Origin of the sequence: Desulfovibrio ferrophilus (assembly GCF_003966735.1) — a bacterium.
Lineage (GTDB): Bacteria > Desulfobacterota > Desulfovibrionia > Desulfovibrionales > Desulfovibrionaceae > Desulfovibrio_Q > Desulfovibrio_Q ferrophilus.
This window is the reverse complement of the sequence record NZ_AP017378.1, coordinates 1,309,622-1,330,777: the sequence shown is the minus strand read 5'-3', so window position 1 is coordinate 1,330,777 and position 21,156 is coordinate 1,309,622. Positions and strand designations below refer to the sequence as shown.

General features: G+C 55.4%; 19 protein-coding genes. 10 read left to right on the top strand and 9 right to left on the bottom strand.

The annotated features are described in order from the left end of the window. Positions 1 to 31 precede the first annotated feature (31 nt). On the bottom strand, positions 32 to 2,404 hold the full coding sequence (locus EL361_RS06180) for an LPS-assembly protein LptD (protein WP_172961652.1): 2,373 nt from the start codon (positions 2,402 to 2,404) through the stop codon (positions 32 to 34). Positions 2,405 to 2,567: 163 nt separating this feature from the next. Here EL361_RS06180 and alr point away from each other — a divergent pair, with 163 nt between their 5' ends. The 8 genes from alr to thrC all read left to right on the top strand — a co-directional run bounded on the left by alr (position 2,568) and on the right by thrC (position 9,824). Further along, a complete protein-coding gene (gene alr / locus EL361_RS06175; protein ID WP_126377655.1) occupies positions 2,568 to 3,713 on the top strand; it encodes an alanine racemase in 1,146 nt (381 codons plus the stop codon). Between the two features lie 64 nt (positions 3,714 to 3,777). Further along, on the top strand, positions 3,778 to 4,080 hold the full coding sequence (gene rpsF, locus EL361_RS06170; RefSeq protein WP_126377653.1) for a 30S ribosomal protein S6: 303 nt from the start codon (positions 3,778 to 3,780) through the stop codon (positions 4,078 to 4,080). After that, a complete protein-coding gene (gene rpsR / locus EL361_RS06165) occupies positions 4,081 to 4,341 on the top strand; it encodes a 30S ribosomal protein S18 (protein WP_126377651.1) in 261 nt (86 codons plus the stop codon). A 12-nt stretch (positions 4,342 to 4,353) separates the two neighbouring features. Continuing rightward, positions 4,354 to 4,959 carry a 50S ribosomal protein L9 gene (gene rplI / locus EL361_RS06160; RefSeq protein WP_126377649.1) on the top strand — a complete coding sequence of 202 codons (606 nt, stop codon included), beginning with the start codon at positions 4,354 to 4,356 and terminating at the stop codon, positions 4,957 to 4,959. Between the two features lie 135 nt (positions 4,960 to 5,094). After that, on the top strand, positions 5,095 to 6,369 hold the full coding sequence (gene dnaB, locus EL361_RS06155) for a replicative DNA helicase (protein WP_338031064.1): 1,275 nt from the start codon (positions 5,095 to 5,097) through the stop codon (positions 6,367 to 6,369). Positions 6,370 to 6,413: 44 nt separating this feature from the next. Then, a complete protein-coding gene (locus EL361_RS06150; protein WP_172961651.1) occupies positions 6,414 to 7,706 on the top strand; it encodes a phenylacetate--CoA ligase family protein in 1,293 nt (430 codons plus the stop codon). 3 nt (positions 7,707 to 7,709) lie between these two features. Next, positions 7,710 to 8,219, top strand: a complete 510-nt coding sequence (locus EL361_RS06145; protein WP_126377644.1) for a DUF456 domain-containing protein — start codon at positions 7,710 to 7,712, stop codon at positions 8,217 to 8,219. 153 nt (positions 8,220 to 8,372) lie between these two features. Continuing rightward, complete coding sequence (thrC, locus tag EL361_RS06140; protein ID WP_126377642.1) at positions 8,373 to 9,824, top strand: threonine synthase; 1,452 nt, start codon at positions 8,373 to 8,375, stop codon at positions 9,822 to 9,824. Between the two features lie 104 nt (positions 9,825 to 9,928). Here thrC and EL361_RS06135 read toward each other — a convergent pair whose 3' ends face one another. The 7 genes from EL361_RS06135 to EL361_RS06105 all read right to left on the bottom strand — a co-directional run bounded on the left by EL361_RS06135 (position 9,929) and on the right by EL361_RS06105 (position 16,623). Further along, positions 9,929 to 10,528: an ATP-binding cassette domain-containing protein gene (locus EL361_RS06135; protein ID WP_126377640.1), complete on the bottom strand. Its 600-nt coding sequence runs from the start codon at positions 10,526 to 10,528 to the stop codon at positions 9,929 to 9,931. Continuing rightward, on the bottom strand, positions 10,525 to 11,286 hold the full coding sequence (locus EL361_RS06130; RefSeq protein ID WP_126377639.1) for an ABC transporter permease: 762 nt from the start codon (positions 11,284 to 11,286) through the stop codon (positions 10,525 to 10,527). Before EL361_RS06130 ends, EL361_RS06135 begins: the two co-directional genes overlap by 4 nt. Next, positions 11,283 to 12,275 carry an ABC transporter substrate-binding protein gene (locus tag EL361_RS06125; protein ID WP_126377637.1) on the bottom strand — a complete coding sequence of 331 codons (993 nt, stop codon included), beginning with the start codon at positions 12,273 to 12,275 and terminating at the stop codon, positions 11,283 to 11,285. Before EL361_RS06125 ends, EL361_RS06130 begins: the two co-directional genes overlap by 4 nt. Positions 12,276 to 12,287: 12 nt before the next feature. Further along, positions 12,288 to 14,315 (bottom strand): TonB-dependent receptor plug domain-containing protein, encoded by a 2,028-nt coding sequence (locus tag EL361_RS06120; RefSeq protein ID WP_126377635.1) that lies wholly within the window; start codon positions 14,313 to 14,315, stop codon positions 12,288 to 12,290. Further along, positions 14,306 to 14,560: a TM1266 family iron-only hydrogenase system putative regulator gene (locus tag EL361_RS06115; protein ID WP_126377633.1), complete on the bottom strand. Its 255-nt coding sequence runs from the start codon at positions 14,558 to 14,560 to the stop codon at positions 14,306 to 14,308. Before EL361_RS06115 ends, EL361_RS06120 begins: the two co-directional genes overlap by 10 nt. A 372-nt stretch (positions 14,561 to 14,932) precedes the next feature. Beyond that, on the bottom strand, positions 14,933 to 15,277 hold the full coding sequence (locus tag EL361_RS06110; protein WP_126377632.1) for an iron hydrogenase small subunit: 345 nt from the start codon (positions 15,275 to 15,277) through the stop codon (positions 14,933 to 14,935). A gap of 11 nt (positions 15,278 to 15,288) precedes the next feature. Further along, entirely contained in the window at positions 15,289 to 16,623 is a 1,335-nt protein-coding gene (locus EL361_RS06105; RefSeq protein ID WP_126377630.1) for a [FeFe] hydrogenase, group A, read from the bottom strand. Positions 16,624 to 16,879: 256 nt separating this feature from the next. On the opposite strand from EL361_RS06105, the gene EL361_RS06100 reads away from it, so the two are divergent. Continuing rightward, positions 16,880 to 19,417, top strand: coding sequence for a transglutaminase domain-containing protein (locus EL361_RS06100; RefSeq protein WP_126377628.1), 2,538 nt, complete (start codon positions 16,880 to 16,882; stop codon positions 19,415 to 19,417). A 22-nt stretch (positions 19,418 to 19,439) separates the two neighbouring features. Next, the gene (locus EL361_RS06095) at positions 19,440 to 20,192 is read left to right on the top strand and encodes a TlyA family RNA methyltransferase (protein ID WP_126377626.1); all 753 of its coding nucleotides are present in this window, start codon (positions 19,440 to 19,442) and stop codon (positions 20,190 to 20,192) included. 89 nt (positions 20,193 to 20,281) lie between these two features. Here the strand turns inward: EL361_RS06095 and EL361_RS06090 are convergent, their stop codons facing one another. Continuing rightward, complete coding sequence (locus tag EL361_RS06090) at positions 20,282 to 21,145, bottom strand: rhodanese-like domain-containing protein (protein ID WP_126377624.1); 864 nt, start codon at positions 21,143 to 21,145, stop codon at positions 20,282 to 20,284. Positions 21,146 to 21,156: the final 11 nt, after the last annotated feature.

The following is a 21,156-nucleotide window of genomic DNA, read 5'->3' as shown; positions in this document are numbered from 1 at the left end:
TTCGCGCGTTGATTATTGCGAAAAGGTGACGCTAGAAGCTGATGCCCATCAGCACGATGCGAGCTTCGATGCGGGTGTCATTCTCCGTAGAGTCAAGCAAGAAGTGTAAGGCATAGCACTGGTGGCGGTAGATGAGCGTGAGTAGTTTTTCCAGTGTCGCTCCTGTCTTCAGGTTGGAGCGATAGCCCACGCCGATGTACCAGGGGTCAAACAGGCTCAAATAGGTGTCGAATCTGATTTGTCTGATTTGGTTCTGGTCCTGGCGTTTGTATTCGTCGATGGCACGATTGAAGTCGTAACGGACTCTGAACCAACCCACATCATCCCAACTGACCCGGATGGAGTCGTTGGTTTCGGTCCATTCCCCGAGGTAGGGGGAGAAGAACGAGCGGTGGGTATAGGTCAGCCATTCCCGCGGTGTGTATGATAACTCGGCCATGACATCCGAGAAGGGGCGTCTGGCATACTCGTCGCGCTCGTCTGTGCGCGTAGCTTCGCGCAGGTCATAACCCTGCTCGAGGCGAAAACGCATGAATTCCAAGTAGTCGGTGGAGAGTGCCGTGAGCGAGCCTTGGCCTTCAATTTCCTTCGTTGTTACGGTTTCCCGGCGGCGGTCAAAGAGGTTGGTTAGGGAGTAGACCAATTCGTTTTGGGCCGAAATTCGATCGACCTCATCGAAGAAAGGTTTCTCCGTCTGGCTGACGTAGGGTTTCCAGTCGTATTCGATCCGCGGCTGAATGGAGTGCTTGAGTTTGGTCCAACGGCTTTCGCCTGTGAAACTCTCATGCCGGATAAGCTCGTCTTCACCTCCAAGATCAAAGACCTTGTAAAACTCGGTGAAGGCAGTGATGTTGGCATCGAGGAGGAGTCTTGCGGTGGCGTCGTTGTCCGTTTCCGTGGAGGGACTGCCCGCATCCTTGTCTGTCATCCAGGCCGTCTCGCGGACTCCGATGGTGGGAATAATTGATATGCCCTGATAGGCAACGGGCAAACTCAGCTTGGGGTGGATATCCAGCCGGGATCCGGTGGTTCCGTATTCACGCCAGAAATTGGAAGCCTTGACATCTAGTTGGCCTTCCAGCGGAGTCTCCCACAATGACGTTTTCCAGAGGTATGCCGAAAGCTCGGGCAGAACCTGGACGGTATCGTTTTCGCTGCTATTGTTGTTACCGTTCTCAAAATTCAGATTGCGAGTCCACTGCGATTTCAGGGCCACTCCGCCATAATCCCATGAACGGTTGATGAGCAGGGTGGATTCGCGTGTCTCATCATCGGCGTTGTCCAAGTCGCGGTCGAATTCATCCAGAAAGATCTTGTCGCTTTCGGCAAAGCCCAACATTCCGTTGTCGAATTCACGCAGGTAGTTCTGGTCCGAGACCCAATCAATATCAAGCTTCGTGATCCAGTCCGGTGTGAACAGGTAGCCGTCGTATTTGCTGCGGAACCAGTAGCGGCTGCTGTTGGAACGTGTCAGGCCGTCGTTGTCGAATTGACCGTCTTCGTCGGCTTCGGTGTCATCCACGACGTTGTCGCGCATGATGTCCAGTTTCCACAGGCCTTTGGTCTTTGTGTCTGGTGTATGGCGATACTCCAGTCCCTGCTGGTAGCCGCGCGAGCTCATATAGTTGAAATAGAAGGTTGCGTCTGATTCATCGTCGATGGCCCAGAAATAGGGTTGGTTGTAGAAGGTGCCCAGCCGCGAACTGGTTCCCCATTCGGGCATCAGCAGTCCGCTCTGGCGTTTCTTTTTTGCTGGCAGGATGGCCAGCGGCGAATAGAAGACGGGGAAGTCACCGGCTTTGAGCTTGGGATGCCAGAGCCAGGCGTAGCCTTCGAGGGTGACCTCGCCTTCGACCATGTCGATGGACCATGCTTTTTCATCGCCATCGCAAGCCGTGACGGTAGCATTCTTGAAGCTGTAAGTGTCGCCCTGATGCTTCTCGATGTGTTCACCGTTGAAGTACAGATTCTGCGTGGGGGTGAAAATTTGCCCGTTATTGAGCCAACCCGTCTTGTTACGCAGGTCGAATTCAGCTTCTTCGGCTTCCATCTCGTCTTTGCCGAGTACGGCCTCGACATTGCCGCGCAGGTAGACCCAACCCGTAGATCGGTAGTAACGGGCGAAGTCGGCCTTCAGGAACTGTTTGCCCTGCCAGAGGTGGACATTGCCTTCGGCCTCAAGAATTTCAGTGTCGTGCTGGGCGGACAGTTTGTCAGCCTTGATCTGCCACTGTTCGGAGGCCGGTGCTTCTGGCTCTTGCTCTGTTGCCGTCGCCGTGGGTGCAGGTTCGGCAGCGGCAAACCCCGGGAGCGGAGTCACCGCCAAAGCGAAAAGCAGGAAGGCGGTGAGCGCCAGAATGGCGGGTATCGGACGGGAGATGAATCGCGCGTTGTGCTGTGTCATCGTTATCGCATGGCTATGGGGTGAAGAGGTTGGAGCCCCCACGATGGGCATTCAACGCACCTATCACACCCTTACTCAAATGAACAGTAGGCATGGTGTGGGAAATCCATTATATCCCCCGTGTTGCGGGCAGGTGCCCGGATTTGCAAAAAGGAGAAAGCACATGAGTATTGGGTACAATCATGTTCGAGCCAGGATACATGTCCGGGCCATTGCTGATAATTTTTTGGAAATGAACCGTCGTGGCGGCAATTGTTACGGCGTGGTCAAATCCGATGCATATGGGCATGGATTGGCTGTGGTTGCAGAAGCACTTGCCGGGGCAGGGGCCAAAACCCTGGCCGTGGGGACGGTGGAGGAAGCCGCATCTCTGGCGAATACGACCTTTACGGGCCGTGTTGTTGCGCTGCTCGGGGCACAATTGCCGGAAGATTACCCTCTGGCTGTGGCGCATGATGTCATTTGTTTCTGTGGGCGACGTGAACAGCTTCGTAGGCTGAATGAAGCTGCCGTGCTTGCCAGACGCAAGGCCCGGGTCTCTTTGAAATTCGATACGGGAATGCGCCGCCTCGGTTTTTTGCCCGAAGAAGCTTCTGAGGTTTTGGAGCTGGTGCAGAGTCTGCCGAATCTCGAGGCCATAATGGTGTCCTCGCATCTGGCTACGGCGGATGAACCTGAGCAGGAAGCACATGTCCATGAGCAGGGCGCACGGTTCAAGGGCGTCGTGGATGTCTTGCGCGCCGGTGGTCTGGAGATCGAGGCCAACCTGTGCAATTCAGCTGCACTGCTGGCTTTTCCGGAATATCATTTCGATGGGCAGCGCCCGGGTATTTCACTGTATGGTGGCAACCCTTTCTATGGGACAAGCAGGGAAGAGTTGGGTTGCTGTCTGCGCCCGACCATGGAAGTTACCTCGCGTATCTATCAGGTTCATGACCTGAAGGCAGGCGAGGGTATTAACTATGGTCTGACGTATCGTGCCGAACGAGACATGCGGGTGGCCATTGTCGGTGTGGGCTATGCGGATAATTATTCCCGCAATCTGTCCAGCAAGGGCTGGATGGTCGTTGGTGACAAACGGGTGCCAGTGGTCGGTCGTGTCTGTATGCAAATGACCGCTGTTGATGTTACTGATGTAGCGGATGCTCGCGCCGGGGATACCGTCTGGTTGCTGGGTGGGAACTCCCCCGCAGCGATCAGTGCCTGCGAATTGGCCGAGTGGTGGGGGACTATCAGTTACGAAGTCTACTGCCTGATGGGTATGAACCCGCGTGAATACCTTCTTGACAGAGATATTCAAAGGGGCTAATAGCCCCTGTTCGCCTTGCTCCCGCCAAGTGGCGGGGGCCGTATGACCATAAGGAGGTTTTGGCATGCGAAAGTATGAGAATCTGCTGCTGCTCTCCCCTGAGTTGTCAGCTGAGGAACGCCAGGGCATTCTTGACAACCTGATCGCCATTATTGAGCGTGAAGGTGGCAAGATCCTGGAAATGGATGAGTGGGGCATGCGCGATCTGGCTTACGCCGTGCGCAAGATGGATCGCGGTTACTACGTGCTGATCAATTCCGTGATGCCCGGCCCCGCCGTGGCTGAACTGGAGCGCAACATCCGTATCACGGATGGCATTTTCAAGTTCGTGACCGTTAAACTTGAAGACGTCGAGGAGGTTGCGTAAATGGCTTTCCGTAAAAAGTTTACCCCCCGGCGTAAGTTCTGCCGCTTCTGCGCAGACAAGGAATTGCCCATCGATTACAAGCGTGCTGATATCCTGAGGGATTTCATCACCGAGCGTGGCAAGATCATTCCTCGCCGTATTACTGGAACCTGTGCCAAGCATCAGCGCCGCCTGACTACTGAGATCAAGCGCGCTCGCCAGATGGCTCTGCTGTATTACACCGCTGTGCATAGCTCTGCTGTGCGCAAGAGGACCATCTAAGGAGGAATCGACATGAAGCTGATTTTACGCGCCGACGTCGATAACCTTGGTCATCTTGGTGATATCGTCGAAGTCAAGCCCGGTTTCGGGCGCAACTATCTGGTGCCCCAGGGGCTGGCTATGACCGCCACCAAGGGCAATCTGAAGGCCTTCGAACTGGAGCGCAAAAAGCTGCAGTCCGAGATGGATTCCATCAAGTCTGCGGCTCAGGAGCTGGCTGACAAGTTGGTCGAGTCCCGTGCCATCGTCCGCGTTCGCGTGGGTGAAGGCGACAGGATGTACGGCTCCGTCACCACCGCCAATGTCGTTGACGAGTTGCTCGAGATGGGCATAGAAGTGGATCGGAAGAAGATCGTGCTTGGCGATCCGATTCGCGCCCTGGGCGAGTACACTCTTCCCGTGAAGCTGCACCCCGATGTGACTTGTGAAATCAAAGTCGCTGTGGTGCGCCACAACTGGGTTGAAGGTGAGCCCATCACCATTGAGGAAGCCGAATTGGCTGCCTCCGAGGCTAAAGCCGCCGCCCTCGCTGAGGAAAAGGCTGCTGAAGTCGAGACCACCGAGGAAGTAACCGCCAGCGATGACGCAGAACAGGCTGACGAACAACCGACCGAATAATACCACAGCGCAGCGCCGGTCCTACGGGACCGGCGCCGCTTCTGGCGGCGACTTGGACAGGACAACCAGTGACCTCCTGCGCAAAGTCCCCCCCATAACCTGGAAGCCGAGCAGGCTGTTCTAGGCGGGGTTTTCATGAAGAACGAGGTCTTCCACGATCTGGTGGATATCCTCGGCCCCGACGACTTCTACTCTCCGGTTCACCGGACCATCTACCAAGCCTTCCAAGAACTGTTCCGCAAGTCCAAACCCATGGACCTTTTGACCGTGCAGGAAGAATTATCTCTGCAGGGTCAGCTGGACGATGTGGGTGGTGCCGTCTATCTGGCCGAACTGGCCGCTAGCACCGTTGCCGCAGCGAACGCTCCGCACCACGCCAAGATCGTTCGTGATCGTTCGGTGCAGCGCCAGCTGATCTCAGTGGCCTCGTCCATTATCGAGAACTGTTTCGAAGGACGCAACGAGGTGGACAGCCTGCTGGACGAATCCGAGCAGTCCATCTTTGCCATTTCCGAGGCCCGTTCCAACAAGTCGTACGTCAGTTCCAAGGAATTGCTGCAGTCGGTTTTTGATAAGCTGACCGAGTTGTACAACCGCAAGGAACTGGTCACGGGTGTGCCTACCGGTTTCCACGAGTTGAACGAGATTACGGCGGGCTTGCAGCCCACTGACCTGATCATTGTAGCGGCTCGTCCTGCCATGGGTAAGACATCCTTTGCCCTGAACCTTGCGCTGAATGCCGCCGCCGACTACGGCGTGCCGTCTGTGGTCTTTTCCCTTGAAATGGGTATGGACCAGCTGATGATGCGTATGCTGTGCACCAAGGCTCGGGTCAATCTGTCCAGCCTGCGTCGCGGCTATCTTGATGACGAGGATTGGGCTCGTCTGTACGATGCTGGAGATTATCTCTCGCAGGCACCGCTTTTTATCGATGATACACCTTCCATCAGTACCTTGGAACTGCGGGCTCGTTGTCGTCGACTGAAGGCTGAAAAGGATCTTGGGTTGGTCGTTGTCGACTATCTGCAGCTGATGCGTGCTGGTCGCAAGATCGATTCCCGCGAACAGGAAATCTCCGAAATTTCGCGGACGCTCAAAGCTTTGGCCAAGGAAATCAATGTTCCGGTCATCGCCTTGTCGCAGCTGAACCGTAAGGTGGAAGAACGTACGGACAAAAAGCCCAAGCTGTCTGACCTGCGCGAATCCGGAGCCATTGAGCAGGATGCTGACATGATCATGTTCCTGTATCGTGACTCCGTGTATAATGACGCGCCTGATAATCCCAAGGCCAACATTGCCGAAGTCATTATCGGCAAGCACCGCAACGGACCGACTGGAATGGTGGAACTTTATTTCGATAAAGAGTATACCGCTTTTCGTAATCTTTCCCGAGAGCCAGACCCGGTTTAGGGGCTGCGCATTCCGCCAATAACACAGATATTTGGGAGCTCATCGTGTACTTCGATACCGCAGAAACTTTGTCTCGCGAAGAAATCGATAATCTACAAACTGTTCGTCTGAAAAGTACCGTGGAACGCGCCATGCGTTCTCCGTACTATGGTGAAAAGCTCAAGGGCTTCAATGTCGACTCCATCACTTCTGTGGACGACATCCGGCGCCTGCCTCTGACCACCAAGCAGGATTTGCGGGATAATTATCCCTACGGTCTATTGACTTGCTCCACCGATGAAATCGTTCGCTTGCACGCTTCGTCGGGCACCACAGGCACTCCCACCGTTATCTTCTATACCCAGAATGATCTGAATACATGGGCGAACCTGATGGCTCGTAGCATGCATATTGCCGGTGTGCGCGCCGAACATCGTTTTCAGAATATGGCTGGCTATGGCTTGTTTACCGGCGGATTGGGCATCCATTACGGTGCCGAACGACTTGGGTGCCTGACGATTCCCTCCGGGGCTGGAAACACCAAGCGTCAGATCAAGATGATCCAGGATTTCGATGTGGACGTGCTGCACATCATCCCGTCCTATGCCTTGTATTTTGCGGGCGCTCTGGAAGCTGCGGGCATTGATCCAGCCACTTTCACACCCAGCATCGCCTTGATTGGTGCCGAGCCGCATACCGAGGAAGTTCGCCGTAAGATTGAGGAGATGCTCAATCTGAAAGCCTACAATTCCTATGGATTGTCCGAGATGAACGGCCCGGGTGTGGCTTTCGAGTGTGTGCATCAAGACGGGATGCACGTCTGGGAAGATGCCTTTATAGTTGAAATACTCGACCCAGAAACCTTGGAGCCGGTCAAGGAGGGTGAGTTGGGCGAGGTGGTCATGACCACAATCACTCGGGAGGGTATGCCCATCATCCGCTACCGCACCAAGGACTTGTGCCGCTTCATTCCGGGCACCTGTGCCTGTGGTCGGGCGCATCGTCGGCTGGATCGCATCGCCGGCCGAGCCGATGACATGATGATCATCAAGGGTGTGAATATTTACCCCATGCAGATCGAACAGGTACTGATGGGACTGCCTGAGGTTGGAGAGAACTATCAGATTGTGCTGGAGAAGGAAGGATTCATTGATCAGATTCGCGTACGCGTGGAGATCAAAGAAGACTTCTTTGAGGAAGACATGCGCATTCTGAAAGGACTGCAGAAGAAGATTCAGACCCAACTCTGCAACGAAATCCTGGTCACTCCCCGGGTCGATTTAGTACAGAGTGACAGCCTGCCCAAGAGCGAGGGCAAGGCGCAACGCGTTGTGGACCAGAGAAGCCAGGAGGATTAGGCCATGGATTTTGGCCAGATTTGGGCAGGGCTGTATATCATCATCTGCTTTGGCGTACTGGGGCTGCATATTTTCAGCCTGCCTGCGAACTGGGTGCTGCTGGCCCTGGTGGCAGGCTGGAAGGCCATGCACCCCGAGATGCCTCTGACCTGGATGTGGTTCGGCGGACTGGCCGGGCTTGCTGTGATTGCCGAGGTGCTGGAATTCGTAATCCAGCTCAAGGGTTCCAAGAAATACGGAGCCTCGGGCAAGGGGAACATAGGTGGAATCATCGGAGCCATTGCCGGTGCCATTATCGGTGCTGGATTCCTGTTTGGCATCGGCGCATTACCTGGTGCTCTTCTCGGTGCCTATGGTGGTTGCCTGTTGGTGGAGACGCTTATGGGACGCTCCTTTGACGAGGCCCGAGCTGCTGCCTGGGGAGCCATGTGGGGCAAGTTCTTCGGACTGACGGTCAAGGCCGGGATGGGCGGCGTAATCCTTTCCATCTGCGTTCCTGCCATCTGGAGTTGATTGGCTTTGGCTGATGATCTGCGTTTGCGCAAGGTCATCGCCTGAGAATCTGTTAGCGAAAGGCCACTTCAAAGAGTGCTTGCCTAGCGGCTCGCATCTTTCTACCTTGTTGCCTGTTTCATATTCCCTCAAGGATCAGATAGAGGACACGACATGTCAGAATCAAGCGCGTTCCCGGCGTATCGAGGCCGGATGGAATATTTTTGCCTGGGCTGCGGCGCGGTCTATGGCATTGACGAGTTGCATTACACCTGCCCCAAGTGTGGGGACGTGTTCCTGCTGCGGGACAATGGCTTTGATGATCTGAAGCAGACTTCCGGCCAGACTTGGCGCGAGATTTTCGATGCCCGGATGTGCTCTAAAGATAGCGCCCTGCGAGGCATTTTCCGGTTCTATGAGCTCATGGCCCCGGTCGTTGATCCAGAGGACATCGTCTACCTGGGTGAGGGGCAGACCCCCATTATCGAGGCCAGCCCAATGTTGCAGGAGCGCATGGGGGGCCAGCGTCTGGCCTTCAAGAATGATGGGCAGAATCCCTCAGCGTCCTTCAAGGACCGGGGCATGGCCTGCGCTTTCAGTTTTCTGAAGTCCTTGATCCGCAGTCAGGATCTGGATGAAGTCCTGGCCGTGTGCGCCTCCACTGGTGATACCTCCGCCGCTGCCGCGCTTTATGCTGCCTACGTGGGGGGACGCATCAAGAGTGCGGTGATTTTGCCTCAGGGCAAGGTCACTCCTCAACAACTGGCCCAGCCTTTGGGCAGTGGGGCAGAGGTGCTGGAAGTTCCGGGCGTGTTTGATGATTGCATGAAGGTCGTGGAATATCTGGCGGATAATTATCAGGTTGCCTTGCTCAATTCCAAGAATGCCTGGCGTATTCTGGGGCAGGAATCCTATGCCTTCGAGGTCGCCCAGTGGTACGATTGGGATCTTTCCGGCAAATGTATTTTCGTGCCCATCGGCAATGCGGGCAATATCACTGCCATCATGAGTGGTTTCCTGAAGCTGCATGAGCTTGGTGCCATCGAGAGCCTGCCCCGAGTGTTCGGTGTGCAGTCCCACCATGCCGATCCGGTCTATCGCTACTACGACCAGCCCGCTGGAAGTCGCAAGTTCGAGGCCGTGACCGTGACCCCGTCTGTGGCCCAGGCTGCCATGATTGGCAATCCAGTCTCCTTTCCGCGCGTGAAGTATTTCGCTGAGAAGTATCAGGCCATTGCCGGGGATGATGCCTTCAATGTCGTTCAGGTGACTGAACAGGATGTGGTCGAGGCCATGCTTACTGCCAACAACCATGGTCATATCTCCTGCACCCAGGGCGGCGAATGCCTGGCCGGCTTGGCCAAGGCTCGTGAGGCTGGCCTGATCAAGTCCGAGGAATTGGCCATTCTTGATGCCACGGCGCATATGCTCAAATTCATCGGATTCCAGGAAATGTATTTCGAGAACACCTTCCCGCCCGAGTATGGCATTACTCCCAAGCCCGAGTTGGCCAATAGGCCTTCGCTGGTCATTGAGCCTGCGGAGAAGGATCGCCTGTCAGCAGAGGATTACACTGCCAATGCGGCTCAGGCCGTGGTGGAAAAGTTGGGACTCAAAGCCCGATAGCTTGAAACGATTTGATTGTGTTGAACGAGGCCCGGCATATGCCGGGCCTTGTCCGTTTATGGGACATGACTTTGAATTGGGGGAGGCAAGCATTGCTCCGTGCGTCATTCGTTTTGTGCGGATGTTGCTGATAATTCCTGATAATCGAGGCTTGGGAGTGTTTGACGCAGGGCGCCGAGCTGGTGACTGGCCATAAGTATGGTCATCCCCTTGTGCAAGGATTCCTCAATCAGAAGGAGCAGTTTGCGTTGCCATTGGCTGTCCAGAAACGCGAAGGGCTCATCCAGAAACAGGATATCCGGGCAAACGGCAAAGGCACGGGCCAGATTCAGTCGGCGGCGCATGCCACCGCTCATTGCCGGGGGTAGAATCTGGGGGGGCAGGTCGAAGCGGCGCAGCCAGTAGCGGGCGATTCTTTGCCGGAGCCTTTTTTTGTCGTGCAGGACAAAAGTGATATTTGCCTCGGCATCAAGCCAGGGGATGATGGCGTCATCCTGGAATACACAGCCGATGTTCTGCGAACCGAGTTCAATTCGTCCACAGTCAGGAGGATTTAGGCCCGCAGCAATTTCAAGCAGCGTAGTCTTGCCACATCCTGATGGGCCGGTCAGACAGAGCCCTTTCCCTGTTTGGATATGAAGAGTGGTGTGGGGTAAAACCTCAACGTTGTCGTAGTGTTTGCCAACACTATGCAGGCGGATCATGCGCTCTCCCTCGTGGTTGTCCTGAATCGCGCAGCGAGGTTTCGTAACCGTGCGACAAGGCTCATTTCCAATCCCACGCCAATGCCAGCCAGCACAAGCGCCCAGGCAAACAGGTCTGGAATGTCCAGCATGCGATAAGCCCAGTAGATACGTGCTCCTATACCCTCTCCGGACCCCAGATATTCGGCCACGGCAGCGACCTTCCAGGTGGCCGACAATGCATAAGATAAGCCCGCCAGAAGCGCAGGCGTGACGCCGGGCAGGATAATATGGGTGAGTTTTCGGGCAGCAGATACTTTGTACAAGCTAGCCATGGTCAGTAAGCGCCTATCGATGGATAGGCAGCCCTGGGAGATATTGATGAACAGGATGGGAAAGATGGACGCGAACACGGCAACTACAGGGACTGCAGAGCCTGTTCCCACCCAGACAAGAACCAGACTGATCCATAGAACAGGTGGACAGGATTGCAGTGCAGCCACAAGTGGGCCGAGCAATCGGATGAACCCCGGCGATAGCCCGGCCGGGATGCCCAGGATGAGGGCAGCCGTCAGGGCCATTACGAGTCCGCATGCTCCTCGCGCCAGAGTCAGTCCTATGGTTCCCCAGAATTCAACATCCTGAAGCAGGCCACCCAATGCGGGAAAGACTCTCCATGGCGTTGGGATCAGGATAGGTCCGGTCCATAGGCTTGCCGCTGTCCACACGGCAAAGATCAGACTCATGGAGAATAGATATGGTGTCAGGACTTTGATCATTGCCCAAAAAAGCTGTCGGGCAGGTTGTGGATGGCTGATTGATTATCATCGGGCAAGACCATGCTCAGGTATTGGGTGATGATCTCGCGACATTCCCGGGCCGGACGGACAAGGATGATGTCCCGTTTGAGTGAATCCCGAACGATGTCTCGGGTCATGAATTGTTCAAAGTCCTCGGGCAGTGACTCAAGGCCTTTTGTCGGAGCTTCGGCCAGTTCTTGCCCTGCATTTACAAGCGCTTGTTGAAGAGCGTGAATCAATTCCGGGCGTTGACGGGCCAGCTGTTCGTTGATCGCGATTCCTGCGATGGGCAGCAAGGGCACGCGCCCGGTGAAGCGCCCAAACAAATCTTCGACTTGGGCTACAACATGCAGTCCTGGAATCTTGCCCAGCAGGACTGTTGTCATCGGTTCAGGTGTCAGAATCAGAATGGAGGGCTTCTGCAAAGACTCCAGCATCAATTGCCGAGGTTCATGTGGGACATAGACAAATCGGGGAAGTCCAAAGCTTTCCATCGTCCGCATGATCGGGATCGCCGGAGATTGGGGTGGCGCCACGGCTAGCTCGGTTCCGGCGGGACATTGCAGGAGATCCTCGAGGGTTTGGATGTTCGGGGCATTGGTCAGAATGCTGAACTTGCGCCAGCCCGTGACAGCCAGCAGGCGTACCGGAGCCCCTCGCATGGCCGCCTGGGCAAAACCTTCAATGTGGCCCAACCAGAGATCACCACGACCTGCAAGTACGACCCCTCGCAGGTCGTCGAGGTTCTTCCAATAATGGACATCTAGATTGTCGAGTTCAGGTATGGCGCTGTCCGCAACAGCTTTCCAAAAGGGCATCTGAGGGGTTGTCGCGCCGCCGGTGGTATAAAAGGTCAGGCCTTTGGGGGGCGGTTGGGATTCAGCTTCGGCCCCCGGACGACTCATGAACACGGCCAGAGTCAACCCGCATAGAAAGGCCAGGACCAGAGAGAAAAATCGAATTTTCATGGTGCTCATGCCTTAGAATTTCAGGCTGTAAATGAGTTCCGCATTGAATCCACGCTCCAGCAGTTCGATGCCTCTGGCATTGGCCAGGTAGTTGACAAAGCGTCGGTCGAACAGGTTGTTCAGGTTTATACTGAGACTATGGGCCAGGCCTTTATGAGGGACAGTGATGCCTGCTGATAGATTGGCGGTTGCCCACCCCGGTGTTGGGTCCGTTCCCTGGGGTACATTGTGCTTGCCTGCTGCCCACTGACATTCCCCCTGGGTCCAGAATCCCTTGTCGTTTTCGTAACGTAGGCCAGTGACACCATTCAAAGGGGGAACAGCCGGAAGCGGAGTGTCCGAGTTCTCGTCTCTGCCATACAGCCATGCCACGTTGCCGTAGAGTGCCCAGTGCGGGATGAATTGCCAGCGCGCTTGACCTTCTGCTCCATACAGACGTGCATCCCCCACATTTTTCATGGTGATGCTGGTGCTGGAAACCCGTTCTTCGGTGATGAAGTTTTTGATGGTGTCCATGAATACGCTGCCGGAGGCCGTGAATTTCTCGTTGGTGTAACAAAGGCCGTATTCCAGATGAATGGAGCGCTCGGGGTCAAGGTCAGGATTGCCTGACAACACGGTGCCGTTCCCCAGGTTGATGTTTTTGAAACGCTCCATGATATCTGCAACACGGTAGCTGCTTGCGACGATCATGTTCTGGCTCCAGCCTTCGGCAAAACGCCAGGCCAGGCCAGCGTGGATGTTCCAGCCCAAGTCGGTTGAGCTTCCTTCCTCAGCGAGGGCACTTTCCTGATTGGCAATGTTGACGCTGTCCAGCCTGGCTCCCAGATTCAGGCTCAAATTTTCAGTCAGCATCCAGTCATCTTCAGCAAAGACGCCGCTTGAGGTCATGGTTGTGTTGGGGGTGGGGCTATCTGTGATGGTGGCCCCCGAGATCAGAAATTTGGTGCGGGATGACACCATATGCCAATTCCAGGCGTCCATTCCTGCCACGAGTGTATGGTCACCCAGCCAGAACAGGCCCTGGAGCTTGCCACCCCAGGTCTCGTGATCGGCCCCGGGTCGAATCATGTTCACTGCAGGATTGGGAATATTCTCAAGGCGGACCCTGCGGTCATTTTTCATGTAGTAGGCATCCGCCTTGATGCGCTGCAGGAACTCCGATTCGACTTCCCAGGTATTATCCAAGGAAACCATGACATTGCTCGTTCGGGGATATGTCACCATTGCCGTGGCAGGCATGGTCGATGTTCCGCCTGGCAAGCCGATTTCGTTGGCCTCGTTGACCAGGACTTGAACTTCACTGCTCAGGTTGTTCGTCCACTTGATTCCTGATGCGAGCCGGAACTGTTTGTCTTCGTAGCGGCTGTTGGGGATCAATGCACTGTCGCCGCCTGAGTAGTCGTCATGGTTTCTGAAGGCGCCTGACAACTGCAACCACAGGTTCTCCTGGCTGAAGATCGCCCGACCATAAGAGTCAGTGCCTTCCGTGTTGGTTGAAAAGGATTGTGACAGTTCACCGTGCACCTGATTGTCGCTGGTGAAGGTGCCTTTCTTGGTGATGACGTTGACAACGCCACCGATGGAGCCAGTTCCGTACAGTGCACTCACAGGTCCCTTGAGGACTTCGATGCGCTCAATGTCCAGAGGCATGACGAATCCCATCTGAGCATTGATATCCTGCGCAGTATTGACTCGTTTACCGTCGATCAGAAAAATGATGGATGATCCACTAAGTCCCCGGATATTCAAGGCCTGTCCCCAAGGAGAGTCTCCTGTGCGGGCGACGCCGGGGATGCGAGATGCGGCGTCGGCAATACTTGCTTTTGTTGCAAGCTCGATTTCATTCTCGTCGACAACACCGATGGAGCCGGGGATGGTGGAAAGGGGGCTTTCAAATCCTCTGGCAGTCACTACAACGGGGTCCAGAGCCAATGGTTCGGATTTATCCTGTGCGAAGCAAGGAGTAGCCTGAATCAACCCAAAGAGGGCGAGAACAAATAGCACGGTGGAGGTAGGGGGAATATGGTTTAGACGCATGGCTTGACCACCAGGGACTTGACCTTCACGGCTTCGAGCATACCGAGTTTTCCGGTGAGCGCTCCGATCTGGTCCGTGCTGGCTTCTACGATCAGCGAGATCACACTCAGGCCGCGTTCCTTGTAGGGCAGGCCTGTTCTGGCAATGATCAGGCTCCCAAAATCTGTGAGGATTCTGTTGACCTTCGGTGCGGCTTTGGCCCTGTCCTGAATGATAATGCCGATGACTCCGATGTGCGTGCTCATATTGCTTCCTCGATGGCTGGAATCGACTGCGGCAGGGAGGAAAGAGCACAATTGGGCAGATGCAAGCCGGTCGCGATGGGGTAAGGATCACTTGACCGGAGTTTTCCACCCTGAGGTTCAGATTGAGTCCTTGCCGCAGGCCGATTCCGTTTGTGTGTTACGTTTTTATAAAACGTGCTAATGGCTAACGGTCACGCTTTGTATTGTCAAGTGCGATATTACTTTTAGTATATTTTTTTTAAATAGGTATGCAGCAGGAGGGGGCGTCAAGATCGGGAGAAGATATTGGGCGAGGTGTGGTCCGTTACGCAGACCCTTGGGTCAGATCGTCCTTCCGGCAGGTTGCGTACGGATGGCAGGTTGTCAGTGTTGTTAGAGAGCCAGCTTGTAGCCCTTGGCCTTCAAGGCATTGACCCTTGCGCTGCGATCCTCATAGTGGGTGTGCAGCAGGTGATGCGACATGTGGCCACAGGGGCCTTCATGCAGGAAACCGGTTTCATGATTGTAAATCTTCTGGACCATGGGGTTGTCCTGAGATTTCCGAATCTTGTAGACCTCAGCGTCGGTCTTGTAGACGGACTGCTGTCTGAGGCCGACAAAGTTCAATGCCGATGCGAAGGCCCGACGGGTCAGATTGATGCTCAACACCGAGTAGCCGGCAGCGATGCCAGCGGTTTTGATGAATCCGCGTCGGGTCATGGTAACTAAACTGCTCATATGGTCCTCCTTTAGGCAACGGTGCGAGCGCGGAAGCGCTTGTTGATCCTGGCGATGGTGCTCCGGAACAGGGATGCCTGCACGTCGGGATCCAGCGGTTGTCCACCACCGTTTACACACCCGCCGGGGCAGGTCATGACTTCGATGAAGTGGTAGGGAGATTTCCCTGCACGTACTTCGTCGCAGAGTTTGGCTGCATTGCTGAGTCCGCTGACCACGGCAACCTTGACGGTGCCGAAGCCGGGAACATCGACATTGGCCGTGTTGATTCCTTCATGGGTGCGAACGACTTTGATCTCGGGGTTGGCCAGCTTTTTGCCGGACAGCACCTCGTAGGCCAGTCGTAAGGCTGCTTCCATGACACCACCGGAGTTACCGAAGATGGTGGCTGCGCCTGTGGAGGCACCCAAGGCAGGATCGGGAGCGATGCTGGGCAGGCTGTTGAAGTCGATGCCAGCTTTTTTGATCATGTATGCCAGCTCACGGGTGTCGATGGTTGCATCGATGTCCCTGAAGCCACTGTCGGCGAGTTCGGGGCGTAAACCTTCGTATTTTTTTGCAATACAAGGCATGATGGAGACAGTGTACATCTTCTTGGCTGGGGTGTGAGTCTCATGTGCGCCATAGGTTTTGGCCAGGGGGCCAAGCATGCCGATGGGGGATTTGCAGCTTGAGAGGTTGGGGGCCAAGTCAGGGTAGAACGTCTCGGCAAACTTGATCCAACCGGGGCAGCAGGAAGTGAACTGCGGCAACGGACGAGCGTCGGGTTTCCCCTGCTCCTGGACTCGCTGGATGAGTTCGGTGCCTTCTTCCATGATGGTCACGTCGGCAGTGAATTCATTGTCCCAGACATAATCAAATCCCATTTTCTTGAGAGCCGCGTGCATCTGGCCGCCTACATAGGTGCCTGTGGATGCTCCAAAACACTCACCCAGGCCATACCGGACAGCCGGGGCAGGCATTGAAACAACGATTGTTTCCGGGTCGCGCAGTTTCTCGAAGATTTCGTCAACGTAGGAGACGCCTTCGTAGATGGCGCCATAAGGACAGTTGACCAGGCATTGGCCGCAGTTCATGCAGGCCGCAGGGTCTACCACCTGACGGATTCCTTCATCGTTAATGGACTGGATGGCTCCTGTTCCGCAAACTTCCTCACAGGTTCCACAGGCTTCGCATTTGGTGGCATCGACCTGGACGAAGAAGATACTGTCAGGGTCGATCCCCTTGGGGGCGTTGGTCTGATAATAGACGCCTTCGATTTCTCTCATAGTTCCCTCCTTGTCGGGTTTAATGTGACTGAGATTGACTGGGGCAACAGGTGGGCTTTTGGCCCTGCATCCAGACATAGGTTGTTCCTCCGTGAGAAAGTTGTTCGCACAGCCTTGGTGTGCTTCAATGGATACGTATTACTAAAATGTAACACGTGCTACCGACTGTTATCCACCATTCTTTTGCCATGTCAAGGGCAGAGGACTGGTTGCGGAAAGTGTTGTTGTTGACCTTGGTGGGGAATAAATACGGGTTTAAGGGTGACATTGCGGGCTGGTGGTGAGCCGTGCTAGCTTTCGGTTTCTGTGTAACGGAGCCATTGAGGCAGTTATTATGAAAAAATTATCCAATATTCTTGCCATCTTGATACTCCTGTTGGTGTGCTGTGCCAGCCTGGCTCGGGCCGAGTTGATACGCCTGATGCCATCGCCTGTGGAGCTGTCCGAGCGTCGGGTAGAATGGTTCGGGGTCTATCTGGGCGAGATCAAAGCCGGGCATATGCGTGCAGAGCGTGGCTTCTCACTGGATGCAGAGCATCCCGGGCATTTGTTCGCCGAGGATGTGTTTCTTAACTATGTGTCCATGGGCAAGCGTGTGCGTTCCCGGGTGCGATCGGAGTTCCTGTTTGACCTCCAGGCCCCGCACCGGCTGATCAGCGCCCGGTTGATATCAGACGGAAAAATTCGTGTGGAGATTTTGGCACGAGAAGACAAGTGGAGTGTGCGGGCCAATTCTGGCGGTGAGATGAAGCAGGCAGTGGTTCGTCCGTGGAATTTTGTGTACGCGGATTTGTTGACACCTGAGCTTTGGGTTCGCCGAGGGGCACAATCGGGCCAGGTCATGGACTATCGGGCGCTGTCCCTTGAAGATGCAGAAATGCAGGTTCATAGGGCAACTATTCAGTCCATAGTTTCTGAAACCGGGGAATTCGATATTTCGCTGCGTGATGGCAGAGAACGTGTCTATGCCATCCGGACCGGTATTCAGGGGCATTTGTTGCGTGCGGAACTCGGTGCTGGGCTGAGCATGCGCCGAATGTCCAAGGAGCAGGCGCAGGCAGGGAGTGGGGCCGTTGATCTCTACAATCTGTTTCAATGCCCTGTGGATCGTGAGCTGGGCGGTGCACAGTGGTTGGACGGGCTGGAGATGGAGGCCTTTGGTGCCGATGCTAGAAAATTAAAAGCCGGGCCCGGTCAACGTTTACAAACGCTGGAGGACGGTTCGGTACTGCTCCAGTTGGGGACGTTATATGTGGAGCCATCGAGGGCATCTAGCGTTGAGATCAAACAGGCCACAACGGCTGAACGTCGCTATGCCTCGGGCAATGACATCCTGAAGTCGCTGGCTCGGCGAGCCGTGCAGGGAGAACAGGATGCACGCAGGCAGGCCGAACTGCTGGTTGAGTTCGTTCAGAATTATGTGATTGACGATCCAACCCCCCAATATACAGACGTGCTGACCGTGTTGAAGCACAAGCGCGGTGACTGCACGGAACATGCACTGCTGTATACGGCGTTGGGGCGAAGCCTGGGGCTGGCCGTGCGCGAAGTGTACGGCCTGTTGTATGACTCTCGGCAACCCCCCGGATTCAGTGGACATGCCTGGGTTGAGGTCGCTCTGGACGGATGCTGGCAGGGGATGGACCCGACTCTGGGACAGATTGTGCTGGACGCGACTCATGTCCGTTTGGGCGCAGGCGAGGAAGGACTGCTTGCCTTGCCCGTGGATGATCTCATGTTTCGAGTGCGCAAAGTCAGTTGGTACGAGGCTCCACGCGAAGAATTGGAACAGGTATTAGGTGCAGGGAAACTGCCAAGCGGGCAGCGGGCACAGTTGTTGTCCATGCTTGCCGCTGATGACCTTACCCAAGGCCATGACGATCTTGCCATCAGACGTCTGGAAGAAGCTGTGGCCCTGGCCCCTGGTATGCCCTCTACGGAGATGTTGCTGGCTCGTGTGCTGAAATCTCTGGGGCGCGATGATCAGGCCTTTGCCCATGCCCGGTCAGTGCTGAGGCATGCAGAAGATTCGAAGCTTGTGGATCAGGCCATGTTGTTCTTGAATGACAAGGGCCCGGGAATGCCTCCTGTCGAAGCTGGTGAGTCAGGTCTTGGTGATGCCCGAATTGTTTTTGTGCCGGTGGGGACCCCTCAGCGTCGATTGCTGCGAGAAGTAGCCGTTCGTATTGAATCCTTGCTGGGTGTTCAAGTCGCCGTTGATGGTCACCGACAACCAATGGATAGCCCCCAGCGTACTCAGGCCCAAGGGTATGTTTTTGCAGCTTTTCGGGAAGTGGCTTCCCGACTCAAGCCTGAATTGAGCCGGAGGCTGGTTGCATCCATGGGGAAGACAGGACGGCCCAGCACCCACCAAGAGCGCTTGGAATTCATGAAGGCCTACTACGCTGCGGCCGGGCGAGAGAAGCGGCAGGAGCGATTTGATTTTCTGGTGGAGACTTCAAAGTTGCGGGGCCAGGAGCAGTATCGGGTTATGCCATTGCTCAAAAGTCTTGCCGCCCGGTTCTCCTTGGGGCAAGACAAGCCCCAGCGAGTTGTGTTGGGCGTGACCGAACGTGATTTGTTCGATCCGGGAGTGGAATACCTGCTCGGATATTCCAACTCTGGTTCCGCCATGGTGTCCTATCACCGCATGACCTCGCGGTTTGAGGGGCGAGAAGGGCAGGACCGCCAACGCCTGTTGTCCCGGTTGGTCAAGCAGACTCTGGGGAGTCTGTCCTTGGCTTTGGGAGCCCCCCCATGCAACAACGCCGAGTGTGTATGCTCCAGAAGCTTGTCGTTGCGCGAGTTGGATGCCAAGCCCGAAACCATGTGTGCTGAATGCCTGACTGCTGTGCAACGAGCCCTTCACTGAATATTGCCGTAGGATTGTTGAGATGCCGAAAAAAATAAGAGCAGATCACCTGTTACACCAGCTAGGGTTGGCCGAAAGCCGCGAGAAAGCCAAAAGGTTGATCATGGCGAGGCAGGTGTTTCTGGAGCGTGACGGGAACAAGGTTCCTGTGGAGAAACCCGGTCAGCAGTTGTCCCCGGAGAGCGAATTGTCGGTCAAGGGCGGACGGCGTTGGGTTTCGCGCGGGGCACACAAGCTGCTGACGGCCATCGAGGAATTCGGGTTGGACCCCACGGGCAAGACATGCCTGGATGCGGGGGCCTCTACGGGTGGCTTTACTGATGTTCTGCTGGAGCATGGTGCCACCAGAGTCTATGCCGTTGATGTGGGCTATGGCCAGTTGGACCAGAAGCTGAGGACTGATCCTCGTGTGGTGAACATGGAGCGGGTCAATCTGCGCCTGGCTCCTGATGATCTGATCCCCGAATTGGTTGATCTTGTGGTGGCGGATGTCTCGTTTATTTCGCTGACCAAGATTATGCCCCCCTGTAATCGTTTTCTGCGTCCTGGAGGCGAGGTTGCCGCTCTGGTCAAACCACAGTTCGAGGTCGGACCGGGGCAAACCGTCAAGGGGGTTGTCAAGGACGAGTCCTTACGTCGTGGGGCGGTGGACAAGGTCGTTCATTTTTTGGTTTCCGAACTTGGGTTGGAGTTTGTGGGTGAAGTTCCCTCGAAACTCAAGGGCCCCAAGGGCAACCAGGAGTACATCGTCTACCTTCGAAAGCCTCTTTCATAGATTCGAAAGAATAAGCCCCTCGCCTGCCGGAAGCAAGCGAGGGGCTTTTTTGAATTCGGAGGGCAGGATTGTGCCCGCGTAAAAAGTTGTTAGCCTCCGATACGCTTCAGCAGGGTGCCAAGGGCCTTCAGGTGTGCCTTTTCTTCCTGTGCGAGTTTCTGCAGCAGATCCCTGGATTCCTTGTCCTCAACCTTGTTTGCGTAGCGCATGTACAGGTCCAGGGCTTGAGTTTCGAACATCATGCCGGTTTCAACCACGCTGACGGGTTCGTCCAGCCAGGGTTGATTGAGTTCCATGAATTCTTCCGCAGTCAGTCCGCCTTCCAAGGGCTGATCGCCATCGGCAAGGCTGTCCGTGAGGAAGGTGCCGTCCAGTTCCTGACCAGTCAGTTGGCGATAGATGATCAAGAGCCAGTTCTTGTGCTTGTCCTCGAATCCCGCCAGTTTTTTCAGCGTGGCGGCGGTTTCGGAATCCTCGGCTTGTTCTGCCTGTGCCTCATAGAATTTGCCCAGGTTGACTTCCATGCGGCAGGCCACGGCGATGATGTCCTCGATGGAGGCATCCGCCGGAATGGCAGCAAGACCTGCCGTGGCTGGACCAACTGCCGAGCCGCCCTGCCAGGCGTCCACACCACCCATGATGTTGTAGACAACTGGGTAGTCCTGCCCTTTGAGCAGACTTGCGGCTGCGGCACTGCGTCCACCCGCGCGGCAATAGGCTAATACGGGTTTGTCCTTGGCAATCTCTTTGACCCGGTCCCCAAGTTCGGACAAGGGGATATGGGTGGCGCCTGGAATACGGAACTCCTCGTACTCCCAGTCCTCGCGGACATCGAGAAGTGTGAATTCGCCTTCCGTATGCGACTCAAGATAAGCCTTGGCCTGGTCAGGTTGAAAGGTTTCATAGTGGGACTGCATCTGCCGAATTCCGTTGATCAACTTTACGAGCATCATGAGTATTCAAT